This is a genomic window from Streptomyces sp. NPDC054834, from assembly GCF_053611185.1.
On the sequence record NZ_JBSGZV010000046.1, the window covers coordinates 17,329 to 35,832 of the forward strand.

An 18,504-nucleotide genomic window follows, 5' to 3' on the forward strand; every position below is an offset into this window, starting at 1 on the left:
GGCGCCCGGTCCATCCCCGTACCGGCCTTCGTCCCGCTGGGCGACGCGACGAGCGATGCCGCTCCTGACCGTCCGAAGCCGAGGTGAGCTGCCGTGTTGCTGGAAGTGCGGGACCTGTACGTGGAGTTCCGGATGCGGGACGGGGTCGCCCGGGCCGTGAACGGGGTGAGTTACGGGGTGGACGCGGGGGAGACGCTCGCGGTGCTCGGGGAGTCCGGCTCGGGGAAGTCGGTCACCGCTCAGGCGGTCATGGGGATCCTCGACATGCCGCCGGGGCGGATCACCGGCGGGGAGATCCTCTTCCGGGGCCAGGACCTGCTGAAGCTGAAGGAGGAGGAGCGCAGGAAGGTCCGCGGCGCCGGGATGGCCATGATCTTCCAGGACGCGCTGTCCTCGCTGAACCCGGTGCTCTCCGTCGGCGACCAGCTCGGCGAGATGTTCGTGGTCCACCGGGGGATGTCGAAGAAGGACGCGCGGGTCAGGGCCGTCGAGCTCATGGACCGGGTACGCATCCCGGCCGCCGCCCAGCGCGTGCGCGACTACCCGCACCAGTTCTCCGGCGGCATGCGCCAGCGCATCATGATCGCCATGGCGATGGCCCTGGAGCCGGCGCTCATCATCGCCGACGAGCCCACCACCGCCCTAGACGTCACCGTCCAGGCCCAGGTGATGGACCTGCTCGCGGAGTTGCAGCGCGAGTACCACATGGGGCTGATCCTGATCACCCACGACCTGGGCGTCGTCGCGGACGTGGCGGACCGGATCGCCGTGATGTACGCGGGCCGGATCGTGGAGTCGGCGCCCGTCCACGACATCTACAAAGCCGCCGCTCACCCCTACACCCGCGGCCTGCTGGAATCCATCCCGCGCCTGGACCTCAAGGGCCAGGAGCTCTACGCCATCAAGGGCCTGCCGCCGAACCTCATGCACATCCCGCCCGGCTGCGCCTTCCACCCGCGCTGCCCGATGGCCCGAGACGTGTGCCGGACCGACGAGCCGCCGCTGTACGAGGTCGACGCGGACCGGGCGAGCGCCTGCCACTTCTGGAGGGAGTGCCTGCATGACAGCCTCGACGACTGAGCCGGTCCTGGAGGTCAGCGGGCTCGTCAAGCACTACCCGCTGACCCGGGGCATCCTGTTCAGGAAGCAGATCGGCGCGGTGAAGGCCGTCGACGGCGTCGACTTCCGCCTGGGCAGGGGCGAGACGCTTGGCATCGTCGGCGAGTCCGGCTGCGGCAAGTCCACGGTCGCCAAGATGCTGTGCAACCTCGAACGGCCGACGGCGGGTTCGATCCGCTTCAAGGGCGAGGAGATCACCCGGCTGTCCGGCCGCGCCCTGAAGGCCGTACGCCGCAACATCCAGATGGTCTTCCAGGACCCCTACACCTCCCTCAACCCCCGGATGACGGTCGGCGACATCATCGGGGAGCCGTACGAGATCCACCCCGAGGCGGCCCCGAAGGGCGACCGGCGCCGGAAGGTGCAGGAACTGCTCGACGTGGTCGGTCTCGACCCGGAGTACGTCAACCGCTACCCGCACCAGTTCTCCGGCGGCCAGCGCCAACGCATCGGCATCGCACGGGCGTTGGCCCTCCGTCCGGAGGTGATCGTCGCCGACGAACCGGTGTCGGCCCTGGACGTCTCGATCCAGGCCCAGGTGATCAACCTCCTGGACCGGCTCCAGTCGGAATTCGACCTCTCCTACGTCTTCATCGCGCACGACCTGTCGATCGTGCGGCACATCGCGGACCGGGTCGGGGTGATGTACCTCGGCCGGATCGTGGAGACCGGCACGGAGACGGAGATCTACGACCACCCCACGCACCCCTACACCCAGGCACTGCTGTCCGCCGTGCCCGTCCCCGACCCCGACGCCCGCGAACACCGCGAACGGATCATCCTCTCGGGTGACGTGCCGTCCCCCACGGACATCCCGTCCGGCTGCCGCTTCCGCACCCGCTGCTGGAAGGCCCGGGAGCGCTGCGCACTGGAGGTGCCGGCCCTCGCCGTCCCGGACGCGTTCCGCCTGGAGACCGGCCCGGCCGCGCACGACTCGGCGTGCCATTTCGCGGAGGAGAAGCAAGTCGTGCCGGTGGAGGAGCGCAATGGCAACGGGCCGGGGTGACAAGGAGCACCCCGGCCCGTTCACGGCACCCGCACGGCCGTACGCTGTTCAGCCTCGCGCGTCCGTATATCGGTACCGCTTCAGTGAAGTTGCCTCCGTGTTAACGAAGTTCGTGGTTGTTTGCGCTGCTATGCGTGTGGTTGTGCCAGCGCACGCCTGAGGAAGTCCACCTGGAGCAGCAGCAGGTTCTCCGCGACCTGTTCCTGCGGGGTCATGTGCGTGACGCCGGACAGCGGGAGCACCTCGTGCGGACGGCCGGCGGCGAGCAGGGCCGAGGACAGCCGCAGGGCGTGCGCGACCACCACGTTGTCGTCGGCCAGCCCGTGCACGATCATCAGCGGGCGGTGCGGGTCGGCGGGGGCGGACAGGCCCTCGTCGGTGACGAGGCCGCTCCTCTCGTACGCCGCCGGCTCCGTGGCCGGGTCGCCCAGGTACCGCTCGGTGTAGTGGGTGTCGTACAGCCGCCAGTCCGTCACCGGCGCGCCCGCGATGCCCGCGTGGAAGACGTCCGGGCGGCGCAGCACGGCGAGGGCGGCCAGGTAGCCGCCGTACGACCAGCCGCGGATCGCCACCCGGTTCAGATCGAGGGGGTACTCCCGCGCGAGGTCCTGGAGTGCCTCGATCTGGTCGTCCAGGGAGACGGTGAAGTCGCGGTGGACCGCCTTCTCCCAGGCGGGGGAGCGGCCGGGGGTGCCCCGGCCGTCGGCCACGACCACCGCGAAGCCCTGGTCGGCGAACCACTGCGAGGTGAGATGGGCATTGTGCGCGGCGGCCACGCGCTGGCCGTGCGGTCCGCCGTAAGGGTCGAGCAGTACCGGAAGGGGAGCGCCTCCGGCAGTGTCCCCGGGGTAGTCCGTAGGCATAAGCACGGCGCACGGAATTCGACGTGCGCCCCCCTCGGTGAGCGTCACGCGCGGGGACAAACCGGGATCTTCCGCGTACGACGTGACGGTCGCCGCTTGCTTTCCGTCACGCAGTACCCGGACACGGGCGCCCGGGCGGTCCAGCGTGGCCGAGACCAGCACGGTCACGCCCCCGGCACGCGCCGCCGAGTGCACGCCGGGCTCCTGCGACACGCGCTCCACGCCCAACTCGTTGACCCGGTAGACGTGCACCTCACCGATCTCCGGCGCCTCCGCCTCCTCGCCCGCCGAGGCCGAGACCAGCACGTCGTCGGCGGTCACGTCCAGCACCGCACGGATGTGCAACTGCGGCCCGGTCAGCGGCCGCTCGCCCACCGTCAGCACCCGGGCCCCGCCCTCGTCCGCGATCCGCACGAGCTGTCCGGAGGGGCTCCAGCACGGCACCCCGGGGAAAAGTTCAAGCCATGTTGGATCTTCATCGGCATGGACCATTCGCGTCGCCCCCGACTCCGGGTCCACGGCCAGGAACAGCTGGCTGCGCTGGTCCCGCGCCTGCACCAGGAGCAGCGGTGCCCCCGCGTCTGACCAGTGCACTCGCGCCAGATAGGGGTAGCGCGCCCGATCCCACACGACCTCCGTGCGCGTGCCGTCGAGGCCGATCACGAACAGCCGTACGTCCGCGTTTCCGGTCCCCGCCGCCGGGTACGCGACGTGGTTCGGCTCACGCTCCGGATGGGCCGGGTCGGCGATCCACCACCGCCCCACCGGCGTGTCGTCCGCGCGCGCCACGAGCAGCCGGTCCGACTGCGGGGACCACCAGAAGCCACGCGAACGAGCCATCTCCTCGGCCGCGATGAACTCGGCCAGCCCATAGGTGACGCCCTCCGACTCCGGCTCCGCCAGCGCCCGGTCGCCCTCACCCTCGGCGCCCACCACCCGCAGGGCGCCCCCGGCGACATACGCCACGTGCCGTCCGTCGGGCGCCGGCCGCGGATCGATCACCGGCCCCGGAGCCGGCAGTTCACGCGCGGTCCCGGCCCGCAGCTCCGCCGCGAAGAGCCGTCCTGACAAGGTGAAAGACGCCAACTCGACGGCCGCGTCGGTGGCGTAGCCGACGATGCCGGCACCGCCCTCGCGGCTGCGCTCACGGCGTGCTCGCTCCTCGGGCGAGAGCTGTTCCGAGGCGCCTTGCAGCAGAGCGCGCGGGTCGGCCGCCACGCGCTCCCCGCCGTCCGCCACGTCGATGACCCACAGGGAGTTCGCCCGGTCCGTACCGGAGGGCGAGCGCAGGAATGCGACACGCGAACCATCGGGCGCCACGGTGAACGAGCGCGGCGCGCCGAGGGTGAAACGCTGGGTGCGGGCGTGCCGTCGGGGGAAGGAGACAGGCTCGGTCGTCATGCCCTGACCATATTGGCCATGCGCCCCCTTGTGCGGCCGTGCGCCCAGCGATGCGCAAGGGCGGATAGTTATGATCACTACCGCCATGTGGGTATGAACCTGCTGGCTCGTGTATGGATTTGCTGGATCGATCTACAACCCCCATAGTCCGTCCCACCCCCCGTGTCCCTGGATCTTTGGAGGTGAGCCGCCGTGGCACTCTCGATTTCGGCGGTGGTGCTGCTGGCGATCATCGTCTTCCTGCTGGTCAAGAAATCAGGCCTGAAGGGCGGTCACGCGGTCGTCTGCATCCTCCTCGGCTTCTACCTCGCCTCCTCGACCGTCGCGCCTACGATCAGCGAGCTGACGACCAACGTCGCCAGCATGATCGGGAGCATCAAGTTCTGACGGGGCGGTGCTACGGGGCAGTCGGAAGGGCATGCCCTGCCCTTCGGGTGTCGCGTTCTGGTGCTTTCTGCGGCCCGGCTTCGTAAGCTTTACGATCCCAGGATCAGTGAGGCTCAGGGGGCGGCGCGTGGATGGTCAGGACGTGGACAGACGGCTCCGGGAGCTGGCCAAGGCATCGCCCAACTTCGGGCGTTTGTACGGCTATCAGCCGCTCCTCGCGATCTACGGGTCGCAGGCAGAGCTCACTGTGCTGACCAATCCGAACGCCGCCTACGTCAGTGCCGGCCAGTTCGGTGAGGTGCTGGCCGAGGAGTTCGTCACCCGTACGGGGACTCGCGTCGAGGGCACCAACCAGGTCGACCGCATCAACGCGCTGACCCGGGCCGGGGTTCTCGTCGGCTGGAGTCGTGACGCCTTCCACAAGCTGCGCCGGGGCCGCAACGACGCCGCGCACAACCACCTCTTCGACACGACGATGGCCCTTGAGGCCCTGAAGCTGTGCTGGCAGCTGGGCGACCTCTTCGACCGGGCCATGGGCGGCACGCGCGCGGTGACGGCGTTCGTACCTCCCACGCTGCCGGCCGAGGCGACGGCGATCGACCCCGAGGAGATCGCACAGCTACGGGAGGCGCTGGAGGGGCATCGGCGCACGTTGGCCGAGTCCCGCGTCAAGCTGTCGGAGACCAGCGACAGGCTGGAGGCGGAGCGCCGGGCCCGTGCCGAGGCCGAGGCACTCATCGCCAATGCCGAACAGGCCAAGGCCACGTACGCGGCGCAGATCGAGGAGCTGCGGGCGCAGGTCACCGAGTTGCGGGCGGCACACCAGCAGCAGTACGACCGCGAGCGGCTGCAACCTCGCAAGGTCGCCTCCGCCGCGCGTGACGCCATCGTGGAGCGGGCTCAGCGCCCGGCGCCGCTCAACGAGGTGCAGGCGCGGGCGAAGATCGACGCGATGCTCGCCAACGCGGGCTGGGTGATCCAGGACAAGGCGGATGCCGACCCGCTGGATGGGCGCAGCAGGGGCGTCGCCATCCGCGAGTTCACCGTGGCGACCGGCCGCGCCGACTATGTCCTCTACGTGGACGGAAAGATCGTCGGCGTCATCGAAGCCAAGCGCGAGGGCACACCGCTGGCCGGTGCCCTGGCCCAGAACGAGCGGTACGCGGCAGGTGTGCTCAAGGAGCACGCGATGGCTGTGTGGCGCCGCGAGGAGCCTTTCGCGTTCCGCTACGCGACTACTGGTACGGAGACGTACTTCCTCAACCGGATCGACCCCGAGGCCCGCTCGCGTGAGGTCTTCGCCTTCCACCGCCCCGAGACACTCGCGGCATGGATGCGGTACGCCGACGAGCACCCGGACGCGCCCACGTTCCGGGCGGCGCTGCGCACGAGCATGCCGCTGCTGGAGACGCACGGCCTGCGCATGGCCCAGGTGGAGGCGATCACGGGCCTGGAGGACTCTCTGGCCGCCGACAAGCCGCGTGCCCTGATCCAGATGGCCACGGGCGCCGGCAAGACCTTCACGGCCGTCACGGAGACCTACCGGCTGCTCCGCCACGCGGGCGCTCGCCGGGTTCTCTTCCTCGTCGACCGCAACAACCTCGGCCGCCAGGCCCGCGCGGAGTTCGACAAGTACCGGACGCCGGACGAGAACCGGAAGCTGACCGACCTCTACAACGTGGACATGCTGGGCCGGAGCGGGCTTCAGGAGACCTCCTCGGTCGTGATCTCGACGATCCAGCGGATGTACGCGCTGCTCAAGGGCGAGCCGCTGACGGACGAGCCGGAGGCCGAGGACCGCGAGGACGAGAACGCCTCGCCGCTGGATGAGAGCTACGCGACGGACGAGCCGATCAGCGTCGACTACAACCCGGACGTACCGGTCGAGTCGTTCGACGTGATCATCGTGGACGAGTGCCACCGCTCGATCTACGGACTGTGGCGCGGCGTCCTGGATTACTTCGACGCCCACCTCGTGGGCCTCACCGCCACGCCCACCCGCCAGGCCAAGGGCTTCTTCGACCACAACGAGGTCTCGAAGTACACCTACGAACAGGCCGTCGCCGACGGAGTCAACGTCGACTTCGACATCGTGCGCCTCAACACCGACCTTCGTGAGAACGGCGGCGCGAAGATCGAGGCGGGTACGACGGTCCGCATCCGCGACCGGCAGACGCGCGCCCAACGGTACGAGGAGCTGGACGAGGACTTCACCTACACCACCGCGCACCTCGGCCGTACGGTGATCACCGAGGACGAGATCCGGGCTGTGCTGACGACGTACAAGAACCACTGGCAGCGGTGGTTTCCCGGCCGGGCCGACCTCCCCAAGACCCTGATCTTCGCGGGCCCCAGGGACGACCACGCCGACGAGGTGGTCAAGCAGGTGAAGGAGGTCTTCGGCCGGGGCGAGGAGTTCGCCAAGAAGATCACGTACAAATCGCGGGAGAACGGTGACGACCCCGAATCGCTCATCAACGACCTGCGAAACTCGCCTCGGCTGAGGGTCGCGGTGACCGTCGACATGATCGCCACGGGCACGGACGTGCGGCCCCTGGAATGCGTGATCTTTCTGCGGTCGGTGAAGAGCCCGGTGCTCTTCGAGCAGATGAAGGGGCGGGGAGCCCGTTCCGTGGACGCGGACGAGCTGAAGGCGGTCACTCCGGAGGCGGCACCCGACCTGAAGAAGGACCACTTCGTCCTCATCGACGCGGTCGGCGTCACCGACTCCCCGCTGGTGGACGCCCGGCCGCTGATCCCTGCCGGGGAGCAGCGGGGCGTCCCGCTGGCGAAGCTGTTGGACAAGGCGGGCACGCGGTCGCTGACGGCGGACGAGGCGGAGGTCCTGGCGCGCCGCCTGGCCCGCATCGACCGCCAGCTGGGTGACGAGGAGAGGGGTCTGCTCGCCCAGACCTCCGGAGGCGTCACCCTGGCCGACCTGGCCCGCCGCATCACGGACGCGGTGGATGTCGACACGCAGGACGAGGCCCGTCATGAGGGCGGTCCCGACCTGGCCCGAAAGCGGGTCCACGACGCTGTGGCGCCCCTCACCTCCAACCCGGAGCTGCGCAAGCTGATTCTGGAGATCCGGCACCAGCAGGATCTGACCTACGACGAGACGACCGAGGTCCTGGTCACCGAGCTGCGCGAGATACCCCGGGAGGAGCGTGCTCGCAAGGAACTCGCCGAGTGGAACACCCTGCTCACCAAGGAGCAGCGGGACGAGAACGCGGCGATCCGGGTCGCCCTGGGCAGCGGGGCGCGTGTCGCTCCGCGCGAGGCACGGGTCGCGCTGAGGGAACTCGCGGCCAAGGTCCGGGCGACCAACCGTGCCTGGACGACGACGGTCCTCTGGGACCACTACGAGCAGCTCGGCAGGGCAGTGGCCAGTCCCGGCAAGGAAGCCGGCCTGGGCGACCTCGTACGGCTCATCCGCTACGAGCTCGGTGCGGACGACGAGCTTCGCCCGTACCGTACGGTGGTCGAGGAGCGCTTCGAGGGCTGGCTGCTGCGGCAGCGGCAGGCGGGCGTGGAGTTCACGGACGACCAGCTGTGGTGGCTGGAGCGGATAAGGAACGCCATCGCCACCGACATCGGCATCGAGCCGGGAGACTTCGGACACGCACCTTTCTCCGAGCGCGGCGGAGGCCGTGGCTTCATGCGGGCGTTCGGGGACAAGGACAGGGCGCTGGAACTGTTGGATGAGCTGAATCAGGAACTGGCTTGAGCGTGAGCGTGGATGGGGAGAGGGAGCTGCCGGCGGGGTGGGCTTGGGCCACGCTGGGGGACCTGCTTCACCGTATCGAGGCGGGTAAATCGTTCACGTGTGAACCGCGTCCGGCTCAACCAGATGAGTGGGGCGTCATCAAAGTCAGCGCCATGACCTGGGGAAAATTCGATGCTGACGAGAACAAGGCCGTTCCGAAGGGGCGGGAATTCGACCCCGCTTACGAGATCCACCCGGGTGACGTGCTGGTCAGTCGAGCCAATACGAAGGCGTACGTCGGGGCCCCGGTTCTCGTGGGTGCGTGTCGCCCCAGGCTGCTTCTGTCGGACAAGAGCCTGCGGCTTGTGCCCTCTGAGAGCGTGAGTAAGCGCTGGCTCGTTCACTTCTTGCGATCGCCCGAGGCCCGGGTGTACGTGGAGGCCAAGGCGAGCGGTACCAAGGATGCGATGCGTAACCTCTCGCAGGAGGCGTTGCGTGGGATGTCGGTCCCTTTGCCGCCGCTCGCGGAGCAGCACCGCATCGTTGAGGCTCTCGAAGAGCAACTGTCCCGGCTCGATGCAGGTACCGCGACACTCCACCTCACTCGCAGGCGGTTGGACGGTCTGCGTAAGACCGTCCTGGTTTCGTCTGTGCCGGACGAGTTGCCCGCCTCGTGGAAGATGACGACCGTGGAGGGGGCGGGCACGATCGAATTGGGGCGTGCACGGCATCCCGATTGGCATCACGGTCCTGACATGCGTCCCTACCTGCGTGTCGCCAATGTCTTCGAAGATCGGATCGACACCGCAGACGTCATGGAGATGGACTTCTCGGGAGTCTGGGGGAAGTACCGGTTGGAGCCCGGTGACGTTCTCCTCAACGAAGGGCAGAGCCCGCATCTCGTGGGGCGGCCGGCCCTCTACCGTGGAGTTCCCGAGGATGTCGCCTTCACTAATAGCCTGCTGCGGTTCAAGGCAGCCGACGGCGTCCTCCCGGAATGGGCCCTGCTCGTATTTCGTCGGCACCTGCACGCGAAGCGCTTCATGCGCGAAGTGCGCATTACGACCAACATCGCCCACCTGTCTGCCAAGCGCCTCAAGAAGGTTGAATTCCCTGTCCCGCCCCTGGACGTACAGAAGCGGCTCGTTCAGCGTTCTGAGGAACTGCTGAGCGGAATCGCTGCCATGGAAAAACAGGTGATCCAGGGAATGAGGCGCGCTGGCGCGCTCCGGGCGGCCCTGCTCAGGCGGGCCTTCGAAGGGGAGCTGGTCGCACAGCAGCCCGATGACGAGTCCGCTGCCACTCTCTTGGCTCGTATCGTTGCTCAGCGCGCTGCGGAGCCCAAGCCCAAGCGCGCCCGCAAGGCCACGGCCAAGAAGCCGGCCAAGGCCCCCGCCCCGCGGGCCGCCGAGGCAAGCGGCCCCGCCCCTGAGCCGACCCCCGCCCCCGCCCTCGCCGTACAGCAGGAGTTCGACCTGTGACCGCCCCCGCAGACGCCCAGCCGCCCGCCGAGAAGGCCAAGGTCGCCGCGCAGACCAACACCCTGGTCTCCAAGCTCTGGAACTACTGCAACGTCCTGCGTGACAACGGGATGTCCACCATCGAGTACGTCGAGCAGCTCTCGTACCTGCTCTTCCTCAAGATGGTCGACGAGATCGAGAACGACCCCTGGGACGGGCACGACATGAGTGCCATCGTCCCCGCCAAGTACAACTGGCAGTCACTCGTCGGCAAGCGCGGTCCCGAGCTGGAGAAGCACTACCGAGAGATCCTGGAGCATCTCGGCCGCGAGCCTGAGACCACGATCGGCACGATCTTCGCCGACGCCCAGAACCGGATCACCAAGCCCGCCCTCCTCGAAAAGCTCGTCGTCGAGCTGATCGGCCGGGAGGAGTGGACGGTCACCGGAACAGACCTCAAGGGCGACGCCTACGAAGGTCTGCTCGCCAAGGGCGCCTCGGACACCAAGACCGGCGCCGGCCAGTACTTCACGCCCCGCCCGCTCATCGACGCCATGGTCGATGTCATGCGGCCCGGCCCGGATGACACCATCACCGACCCGGCCTGCGGTACCGGCGGCTTCCTCATCGCCGCCCACGCCTACATCCGCGAGCACCACATGAAGACCATGTCGCTGGACGAGCGCATGGCCTACGACAGCGGCCGCAAGATCTGGGGCAACGAACTCGTCACCGGCACCGCCCGCCTCGCCGCGATGAACATGCTGCTCCACGGCATCGGCAAAAGCGACGGCCCCAGCCTCATCGACGTCGGCGACGCCCTCGCCGACAAGCCCAGCGGCAGGCACGCCACGCTGGTCCTCGCCAACCCTCCCTTCGGCCGCAAGTCCGCGATCTCCGTGATCGGTCAGGACGGCGAGGTCGAGAAGGAGGACATTCAGTACGACCGCGACGACTTCACCGCGACCACGACCAACAAGCAGCTCAACTTCCTTCAGCACATCATGTCGCTCACGGCTGTCGGGGGTCGTGCTGCCGTCGTCCTGCCCGACAACGTCCTCTTCGAGGGCGGAGCAGGTGAGAAGGTCCGCCGCAAGCTCCTGGACGAGTTCGATCTGCACACCATCCTGCGGTTGCCCACCGGCATCTTCTACGCGGGCGGGGTCAAGGCGAACGTTCTCTTCTTCGAGAAGAACTCCCCGCGCGCCGACGGCAAGCCGCAGACCACGGAAACGTGGGTCTACGACTTCCGTACGGGCCAGCACTTCACACTGAAGCAGCGCCCGCTCACCCGCGCCCACCTGGACGACTTCGTGAAGGCCTACCGTCCGGGTGAGTCCCTGTCGTTCCGTGTTGAGTCCCAGGACGAGAACGGGCCGTTCAAGAAGTTCAGCTACGAGGAGCTCATCGCCCGCGACAAGGTCAACCTCGACATCACGTGGATGAAGGATCCGGCCCTTGACGACGCCGACAGCGGTCTGCCGCCCGAGGTGATCGCCGAGGAGATCGTCCGCGACCTCCAGGCCGCCCTGAACGAGTTCACGGCCATCGCCCGCTCCCTGGGTGGCGAGGTGGACGTGCCGGAGGCTGAGGTCGAGTAACGGGCCGGTCAGCCTTCGGACGCGTACGGCACGAAGTCCGCCCAAGCCTCTGGCGAGAGCTGGAGGCGCGGGCCGACGGTGTGCTTGGAGTCGCGTACGTGGACGATGCCGGTGGTCATTGCGACCTCAACGCATTCGTTGCTGTTGCTGCTGTCGCTGTAGCTGCTTTTGAACCACCGCAGCCCTGGGCCGTCCTCCGCGCAGGTCTTCCGGATCATGTCTCCCCCAGCAGTTGCTCGATGAAGGCCAGCGACTCCTCCGGCGAGAGAGCCTGAGCCCGGATGATGCCACACCGCAGTTCCATGATCCGAAGATGCTTCAACTCGGAGACCGGCCGACTGCCGAAGTCTCCTTCGGCGCGGCCGACTGACGTGCCGTCAGCGAACTTCAGCACTTGGATCTCTCCTCCCATGCCAGCATGGACCGCGCGGTCGATCGGCATCACCTGGATCTCCACGTTCCTCATCTGACCGAGTTCCAGGAGATGTTCCAACTGGCGGCGCAACACCATTTTGCCCCCGAGTGGACGCCTGAGCGTCGCCTCTTCCTGGACGAAGCACAGGTCGGGAGCAGGTTCACGCTCGAAGATCGATTTCCGGGCCATACGTGCACCGACCAGCCGCTCCACCTCGTCCTGCGGGTGAGCCGGCCGTCGCATCTCGAACAATGCGCGCATGTACTCCGCAGTCTGCAACAAGCCGTGAAGATTGTGGGTGCCGTAAGCGGTCAGCTCGGCCGCTTTGGCCTCCATTCGTGCAAGGTCCCGAACAGTCTTGGGATAGCGGACCTTCTTCACGTCCTCCTTCATCGCCGAGAGCAACCCACCCGCCGCGAGCACCTCGTCCGCCTTGTCCAGATACTCGGGCCGCGGGATCCGCTTCCCGCCCTCGATCTTGTAGACAAGGTCCTCCCCGTACCCCACCGCCGTCCCGAACTCGGCGGCCCGCATCCCCGCCGCCTCCCGCCGCAGCTTCAACTGCCGGCCCACCGTGGCGACTACGGCCACACCCCAGTCATCGTCAGGGTCCACCTCCCAACCAGGCTCGTCGACCTCGTCCGTGCTGAGCCGTCCCGCGTCACTGTCCACGCTCACTCCGCGCCCTCCCTCCATGCGACCTGACAACGACGCGCTAGCCCTGTGCAGCATTCCGACCGGCCCGGACAGCGCTGGACAAAGCCCGAAAGTCACGATTAGTAATCGCATCGTCACCATTACGGTAAGTGGGTCCCGGCACTCCGCATGACGCGATCCGCGAAACCGGCACCTCTGAACGTTCCGTTGCACCCCGCTCCGTCCTGCCTGGCCGAAACCCGCACACACCGTTGAACGCTCTCGCCAGGCCTCAGAAGATGGTCATGAGCGGATGACGCGATGCCGGTCTTTCGTGGCCGGTGGAACGGGGGTTGAGCGGGTGCTGGCAGGTGGCGACGCGGTCACGAGTGGTGCCCGATGAGGAACCGTATGCAGGTCGCGCTCCAGATCATGCTGGCGCTGGTCGCCTGCTTACTGGGGATCGCCACCAACTACGCGACCAACACGGACAAGGCCCCCTGGGCGCTGGAGGCGATCAAGCGGTTCTCCGTTCCAGCCATCGGCGTGCTGATCGTGGCACTAGTGGTCGGGCAGGTCGTCGTCTACCGGCTGGAGAATCCCGCCCCGCCCCAGACCGAGTGGCCGCGTGACCGGGTCCCGTACCCGGGCCTCGACGCGTTCGGCGAGGACGAGGCACCCGTCTACTTCGGCCGGAAAGCACAGGCCGCCGAACTGACACGCAGGCTGCACACCACCGCTAACCGCCCCGCGGAACGCTTCCTGCTGCTGGTCGGAGCGTCAGGGAGCGGGAAATCCTCGCTGGTCAGAGCCGGAGTGATGCCCCGACTTCGGGAACGCCGCTGGACCGTCGTACCGGCCTTCGCCCCTGGCCCAAACCCGCTGGGCGCCCTCGCGGGTGCGCTGGCGGCCGCCGCCGGCGGGCAGGAAACGGCGAGCGTCGTACTGCGCAGGCTGCGCCAGGGGCCGGACGCGCTGCGCGCCGAGCTGTCGCGGCTGCGTGCTGGCCGGTTCCGGCGGATGCTCCTCGTGGTCGACCAGTTCGAGGAGGTCGTCACCCTGGCGGGGGAGCGTGAACGCGCCCAGTTCCTCGATGCGCTGCGCATCTGCGTGGAACAGGATTCGGCGGTCCGCGTGCTGGTCACCCTCCGGGTGGACCTGCTCGGCCGACTGCTCGGCACCGGACACGCGGAGCTCCTCCAGCACCCGGTAGCCATCGGCACATTGGGCAGGACACAGCTCGCCGAAGTCGTGGAGAGACCCGGGGCCCTCGTCGGTCTCAGCTTCGAACCCGGGGTCGTCGACACCATCGTGAGCGAGACCGGTACGGACGACGCCCTGCCGCTGCTCGCCTACCTCCTTCAGGAGTTGTACTTCGCCTCCGGCCCTGGCGGGACAGTTACCGAGGAGCTGTACCGGCGGCTCGGAGGAGTCCCTGGCGCGCTGGCGCGCCAGGCGGACAACACCGTGGCGGGGCTCGGTGCGGCCGTGGGCATCGACTTCGTCCTCCGGGTCCTGCTCAGGTTCGTCACCGTCGAGGGCCAGGACGTGGCTCGCCGACATGTACCGCTGTCCGAACTCGACGAACCGGCACGTCATGTCGTCGATGCCTTCATCGAGGCGCGGCTGCTGCGCACCGATGTCGCGGGCGGCGGCTCCTCCGCAACCAGCAGCGAGCCCTTCGCGCAGGTGACGCACGAGGCCCTGTTCCGTCAGTGGGCACCGCTGAGACAGGAGGTCGAGGCGTGGGCGGAACGTCTTCGCGAGCGCGCCGAACTGGACCGATGGGCGGCCGACTGGGAGCGGGCCGGACGCAGCGACGACTATCTGCTCACCGGGGAACGCCTCGCGGCGGCCCGGCGCTGGCTCGAAGCACTGGAGGAATCCGGGCAGGCGTCCGCGCCCGCCCGTGCGCTCGTCGAGTCCTCACAGCGCCGAGACCTGACCTTCCTGGGCCAGGTCTCCGACAGTATCGGCCGTCAGGTCCTCCTGAGCGCGGAGAGCGAACCGGAGCGCTCCCTGCTGCTCTCGCTCGCCGCGCTCGGCGAGTGCACGCCCACACCATCGGCCAGGCGCGGGCTGATGGCGGCGCTGGCGGCGAGTCACCTCCGCGCACGGCTCGACGGACACACCGACACCGTCCGGCACATCGCATGGTCCCCCGACGGGCGCATGCTGGCCACGGCGTCCCGGGACGGCACGGCTCGCATTCATGACGCGCCGTCCGGACGCAATCTGCTGGTGCTGCCCTGTGACGGTGTCATGGTCGAGTCCGTCGCCTGGTCGCCGGACTCGGCGAGGGTGGCAGCCGCCGGCCGGGACCGTGTCGTACGGATCTGGGATGCCGACTCGGGGGAGCCGGTCCGGCTGCTCACCGGCGCCGGAGACCTCAACAGGCAGGTGGCCTGGTCGCCGGACGGCCGGCATGTCGCGGCGAGCTCCAAGGACCGGACCGTACGTGTCTGGGAGGCCGATACCGGGCGGCTCGTGCACGAGCTGCACGGGCACGGCGAGGACGTGTGGGGAGTGGCCTGGTCGCCGGACGGCGATCGCCTCGCTTCCGCCGCGCACGACCAGACCACGATCGTGTGGGACCTGGCGACCGGGACGGCGGCCACCACTCTCGTTGGACACTCGGACTTCGTGGAGGGCATCGCCTGGTCACCGGACGGGCGACACATCGCCACCGGCTCCGGGGACCACACCGCCCGCATCTGGGACGCTGGGACCGGCGACCTGCGTCTGTTGCTGCGAGGACACACCGACTACGTGTGGAACCTGGCCTGGTCGCCGGACGGGCGGATGCTGGCCAGCGCCTCCTCCGACCGCACTGTGCGCATCGTCGGTACCGAGGACGCCAAGGTCGTGGCCGTGCTGCGCGGCCACGCCGACACCGTGTGGGGCGTGACCTGGTCACCTTGCGGGACCATGCTCGCCACCAGCTCCACCGACGGCACCGGCATGGTGTGGGACCTGCGCCCGCGGGGCGCCGAGGCCGTACTGGCCGACGGACACCGCGCTGGGGTGAACCAGGCCGCGTGGTCCGGCGACGGCAGCCGTTTCGCCACGGGCTCGGACGACGGGACCGTACGGGTGTGGGACGCGGTCACCGGCGTACCAGCCGGACCAGTGATGGAGCTGGAGGACCGGGTCTGGGCCGTCGCCTGGGCTCCGCAGGGGGAGCGGCTCGCGATCAGCACCAACGACGGCCTGTTCCGGATCACCGACGGACGTGGCGGCACGCTGTTCGAACGACACGGCGAGGTCGTCGAGGGGTGCGCCTGGTCCCCGGACGGCGGCCGGATCGCCACCGGTGGCCACGACGGCGCCGTGCGTGTCCTGTCCGCGCCGGACGGTACCGAGCTGCTGAAACTGACGGAACACCAGGACTGGGTGGGGCGGGTGGCGTGGTCGCCGAGCGGACGGCTGCTCGCCAGCTGCTCCGACGACCGCACGTGCCGGCTGTGGGACATAGGGGAAGGGCAGCAGTTCACGGTGCTGCGTGGCCACGAAAACTACGTGGAGGACGCGGCCTGGTCCCCGGACGAGACGAGGATCGCCACTGCTTCGGGCGACTGGACGGCTGCCGTGTGGGACGCCGTCACCGGTCGGCGCATCGAGGTGCTGAAGGGGCACGAGGGGCGGCTTCGCGCCGTCGCCTGGTCACCCGACGGCCGGCACATCGCCACGGGCGCAGACGACCGCACCGTACGGGTATGGTCCGCCACCACCCTTGAGGAGATCGCCGTCGTCGGTGTGCACCAGGACAAGGTGACCTCCGTGGCCTGGTCCCCGGACGGCACACTGCTGCTCACGGCATCGGCCGACGGGACGGCGCGTCTGTGGCAGGCGGAGCCGGACTACGACCGGCTGGAGGCGATTGCCCGAGGACGCGTCTTCCGCACCCTCACCCAAGAGGAAAGGCGTCAGCATCTGCTGCCGCTCGACCCCGCGTGAGCGTGCGATCAGTAGACACCGTCGACCGTGCGGTCGTCGGTGTGGACGAGGTAGTCGTCCGGGTCCAGGCCCATGGCCTTGCGCTCGGGCGACGACCAGTACAGCGCGTTGCGCTCGGCAAAGGTCTCAGGGCCCTCGTACGAGATCAGCCAGATGAACTTGTTGCGCTCCCGGTCCACCCAGGCCCCGCCGATGGTGAACCCCAACTCCAGGCGCAATGGGACGATTTCCTGCCGCCACCGCTCGACCCACTCGTCGAGCAGGCCGTCCCGGACGGTGTAGGTGCGCAACTGTGTGGTCTTCGGCATGCCAGACATCCTCTCCGAGCTGGAGGTCTCTGCCACCATGAGTCGGCGTGGAGGCCGACAAGATTCCGTCACCTCCCGACAGCCCGGACAGCACCGGACATCTCCGGGACAGTCACTGTACCCAAGGGCGTCGTCTCTTTTCACGGTGCGCGCACGCGGCCACTCTCAGTGACGTGATCCACGAAACCGCCGTCCCCGAGGTTCAGCCCGACCACCCCGTCCGCAACTTCAGTGTGCGACTCTCTCCTACGCCACGCGGAGCCCGTCTCGGCCGCCTGTTCGCCGCCGAACTGCACCCTGCGCATCGAGGTGACCGACACCAGCGGGGAACACCTGCCGCACCCGCAGGACCCCGCTGTAGACGCCGAGTCCGGCCGGGGCCTCTTCCTTGTCGAGGCGCTCGCCGACCGCTGGGGAGTAGCCCCGGGACGGCGTCCGCGCAAGACCGTCTGGGCCGAACTGCGCTTTCCCGCACCGGAACCCGCCCCCACGGGCTCCGGTGGTGTCGGCGACTGAGAAGCAAAGAACCGTGGGGGAAAGGACCCCGCCAAACCCCACCCGTCCCGCCCGCGGCACGCCCTCACCCGCGCGAGTGAACATCAGCAACTCGGCTGGATTTGTGACCCCTTGCGTGTCCTACGCTCAGCGCAACACAACCGCAGACATGCGACGGCCCCCGCCGGGACGGCAATCCCAGTGCGAGGGCCTGACCACCGAGGAAGAGAAGGCCTTCCCGATGGATACGCAGCACCCTAGCGTGCCCCCGCACGCCCAGTCCCGCACCGCGGGCAACAAGCACCCGAACCGGGGCCACCACACCGGCGGGCTCCTGCACGAGCACACCCGTCACACCACCCGCTTCACGGTGATCGGCAACCACCTGGTCCAGCACTCCGACCTCTCGCTCCTCGCGATCGGCCTGGGCTGTCACATCCAGTCGCTGCCGAAGGGCGCCCGCGTGGACATCAAGAGCCTCGCCGCCCGCTTCCCCGAGGGAACGACGCGGATCGCCGCCGCGCTGCGTGAACTGGAGGCCCACGGCTACCTGCGCCGCGAACGCCACCGCGTCCCCGACGGCCGGATCGTCACCCGCACGGTCTCCTGCAACCAGCCCACGGCCTCCCGCAACCAGCCGGCGGCCCGGCGCCACGCCGACAAGCCGGGTTACCCCGACAGGGCCGCCACCCGAACGACGGCACCGCCCGCCAGGCACGCCCCCGCTCGCACCCGCAAGCCCCTCCCCGCCGTGCCGCAGCCCGCCTGCACCGCCCCGTCCCTCCTCCAGGCGGCCACCGACATCCTCGCCGACCTGCGGCGTCACGACTCCCGGCTGCTCCTCTCCGCCCGCGACGCAGACCATCTGGCCCCCGGCGTCGCCGCCTGGCTGGAGCGCGACGTCAGCCCCACCGCCGTACGACGGGCGCTGACCGCCGACCTGCCGCCCGAGGGGCCGCACCGGCCCGCCGCCCTGCTGGCCCACCGCCTCCGCGAGCAGTTGCCGCCCCCGCCTCCGTTCCGCGAACCGGCCGCTCCACCGCCCGTACGGCACCCGTTGCAGACATGCGACGGCTGTGACCGCCCCTTCCGCGCACCCGAACCCGGCCGCTGCCGTGACTGCCGCTGCGACACCGAGGAGGCCGCCTAG

At 69.0% G+C, this 18,504-nt stretch carries 12 protein-coding genes and 1 pseudogene; 9 read left to right on the forward strand and 4 right to left on the reverse strand.

The window, feature by feature from the left end:
- Positions 1-93: 93 nt before the first annotated feature.
- Both ACWGJM_RS39285 and ACWGJM_RS39290 read left to right on the forward strand, forming a co-directional pair.
- On the forward strand, positions 94-1,080 hold the full coding sequence (locus tag ACWGJM_RS39285; protein WP_453416539.1) for an ABC transporter ATP-binding protein: 987 nt from the start codon (positions 94-96) through the stop codon (positions 1,078-1,080).
- Positions 1,061-2,125: an ABC transporter ATP-binding protein gene (locus ACWGJM_RS39290; protein WP_453416540.1), complete on the forward strand. Its 1,065-nt coding sequence runs from the start codon at positions 1,061-1,063 to the stop codon at positions 2,123-2,125. Before ACWGJM_RS39285 ends, ACWGJM_RS39290 begins: the two co-directional genes overlap by 20 nt.
- 128 nt (positions 2,126-2,253) lie before the next feature.
- Here the strand turns inward: ACWGJM_RS39290 and ACWGJM_RS39295 are convergent, their stop codons facing one another.
- Positions 2,254-4,389 (reverse strand): prolyl oligopeptidase family serine peptidase, encoded by a 2,136-nt coding sequence (locus ACWGJM_RS39295; protein ID WP_453416541.1) that lies wholly within the window; start codon positions 4,387-4,389, stop codon positions 2,254-2,256.
- Between the two features lie 192 nt (positions 4,390-4,581).
- On the opposite strand from ACWGJM_RS39295, the gene ACWGJM_RS39300 reads away from it, so the two are divergent.
- The 4 genes from ACWGJM_RS39300 (at position 4,582) to ACWGJM_RS39315 (ending at position 11,543) form a co-directional block, all read left to right on the forward strand.
- Entirely contained in the window at positions 4,582-4,776 is a 195-nt protein-coding gene (locus tag ACWGJM_RS39300) for a hypothetical protein (RefSeq protein WP_132853188.1), read from the forward strand.
- Positions 4,777-4,918: 142 nt separating this feature from the next.
- On the forward strand, positions 4,919-8,503 hold the full coding sequence (locus ACWGJM_RS39305; RefSeq protein WP_453416542.1) for a type I restriction endonuclease subunit R: 3,585 nt from the start codon (positions 4,919-4,921) through the stop codon (positions 8,501-8,503).
- 2 nt (positions 8,504-8,505) lie between these two features.
- Positions 8,506-9,963, forward strand: a complete 1,458-nt coding sequence (locus tag ACWGJM_RS39310; RefSeq protein WP_453416586.1) for a restriction endonuclease subunit S — start codon at positions 8,506-8,508, stop codon at positions 9,961-9,963.
- Entirely contained in the window at positions 9,960-11,543 is a 1,584-nt protein-coding gene (locus ACWGJM_RS39315) for a type I restriction-modification system subunit M (protein WP_453416543.1), read from the forward strand. The genes ACWGJM_RS39310 and ACWGJM_RS39315 overlap by 4 nt, the downstream gene beginning before the upstream one ends.
- Positions 11,544-11,551: 8 nt before the next feature.
- Here ACWGJM_RS39315 and ACWGJM_RS39320 read toward each other — a convergent pair whose 3' ends face one another.
- Together ACWGJM_RS39320 and ACWGJM_RS39325 are read right to left on the reverse strand one after the other, a co-directional pair.
- Complete coding sequence (locus ACWGJM_RS39320) at positions 11,552-11,761, reverse strand: DUF397 domain-containing protein (RefSeq protein ID WP_453416544.1); 210 nt, start codon at positions 11,759-11,761, stop codon at positions 11,552-11,554.
- Positions 11,758-12,636 carry a helix-turn-helix domain-containing protein gene (locus tag ACWGJM_RS39325; protein ID WP_453416545.1) on the reverse strand — a complete coding sequence of 293 codons (879 nt, stop codon included), beginning with the start codon at positions 12,634-12,636 and terminating at the stop codon, positions 11,758-11,760. The genes ACWGJM_RS39320 and ACWGJM_RS39325 overlap by 4 nt, the downstream gene beginning before the upstream one ends.
- 357 nt (positions 12,637-12,993) lie before the next feature.
- Here ACWGJM_RS39325 and ACWGJM_RS39330 point away from each other — a divergent pair, with 357 nt between their 5' ends.
- Positions 12,994-16,551 carry an nSTAND1 domain-containing NTPase gene (locus ACWGJM_RS39330; RefSeq protein WP_453416546.1) on the forward strand — a complete coding sequence of 1,186 codons (3,558 nt, stop codon included), beginning with the start codon at positions 12,994-12,996 and terminating at the stop codon, positions 16,549-16,551.
- An 8-nt stretch (positions 16,552-16,559) separates the two neighbouring features.
- On the opposite strand, the gene ACWGJM_RS39335 is transcribed toward ACWGJM_RS39330, so the two are convergent.
- On the reverse strand, positions 16,560-16,859 hold the full coding sequence (locus ACWGJM_RS39335) for an NIPSNAP family protein (RefSeq protein WP_453416547.1): 300 nt from the start codon (positions 16,857-16,859) through the stop codon (positions 16,560-16,562).
- Between the two features lie 173 nt (positions 16,860-17,032).
- Between ACWGJM_RS39335 and ACWGJM_RS39340 the strand changes: the two are divergent.
- Positions 17,033-17,375 (forward strand): annotated as a pseudogene (locus tag ACWGJM_RS39340) (ATP-binding protein).
- Between the two features lie 220 nt (positions 17,376-17,595).
- Positions 17,596-18,504, forward strand: coding sequence for a helix-turn-helix domain-containing protein (locus ACWGJM_RS39345; RefSeq protein WP_453416548.1), 909 nt, complete (start codon positions 17,596-17,598; stop codon positions 18,502-18,504).

What these genes read in the sequence shown, in the direction of transcription:
- ACWGJM_RS39320 (WP_453416544.1), bottom strand. Translation starts at nt 11,761, where the DNA reads ATGATCCGGAAGACCTGCGCGGAGGACGGCCCAGGGCTGCGGTGGTTC.
- ACWGJM_RS39290 (WP_453416540.1), top strand. Translation starts at nt 1,061, where the DNA reads ATGACAGCCTCGACGACTGAGCCGGTCCTGGAGGTCAGCGGGCTCGTC.
- ACWGJM_RS39295 (WP_453416541.1), bottom strand. Translation starts at nt 4,389, where the DNA reads ATGACGACCGAGCCTGTCTCCTTCCCCCGACGGCACGCCCGCACCCAG.
- ACWGJM_RS39330 (WP_453416546.1), top strand. Translation starts at nt 12,994, where the DNA reads ATGAGGAACCGTATGCAGGTCGCGCTCCAGATCATGCTGGCGCTGGTC.
- ACWGJM_RS39335 (WP_453416547.1), bottom strand. Translation starts at nt 16,859, where the DNA reads ATGCCGAAGACCACACAGTTGCGCACCTACACCGTCCGGGACGGCCTG.
- ACWGJM_RS39345 (WP_453416548.1), top strand. Translation starts at nt 17,596, where the DNA reads ATGGATACGCAGCACCCTAGCGTGCCCCCGCACGCCCAGTCCCGCACC.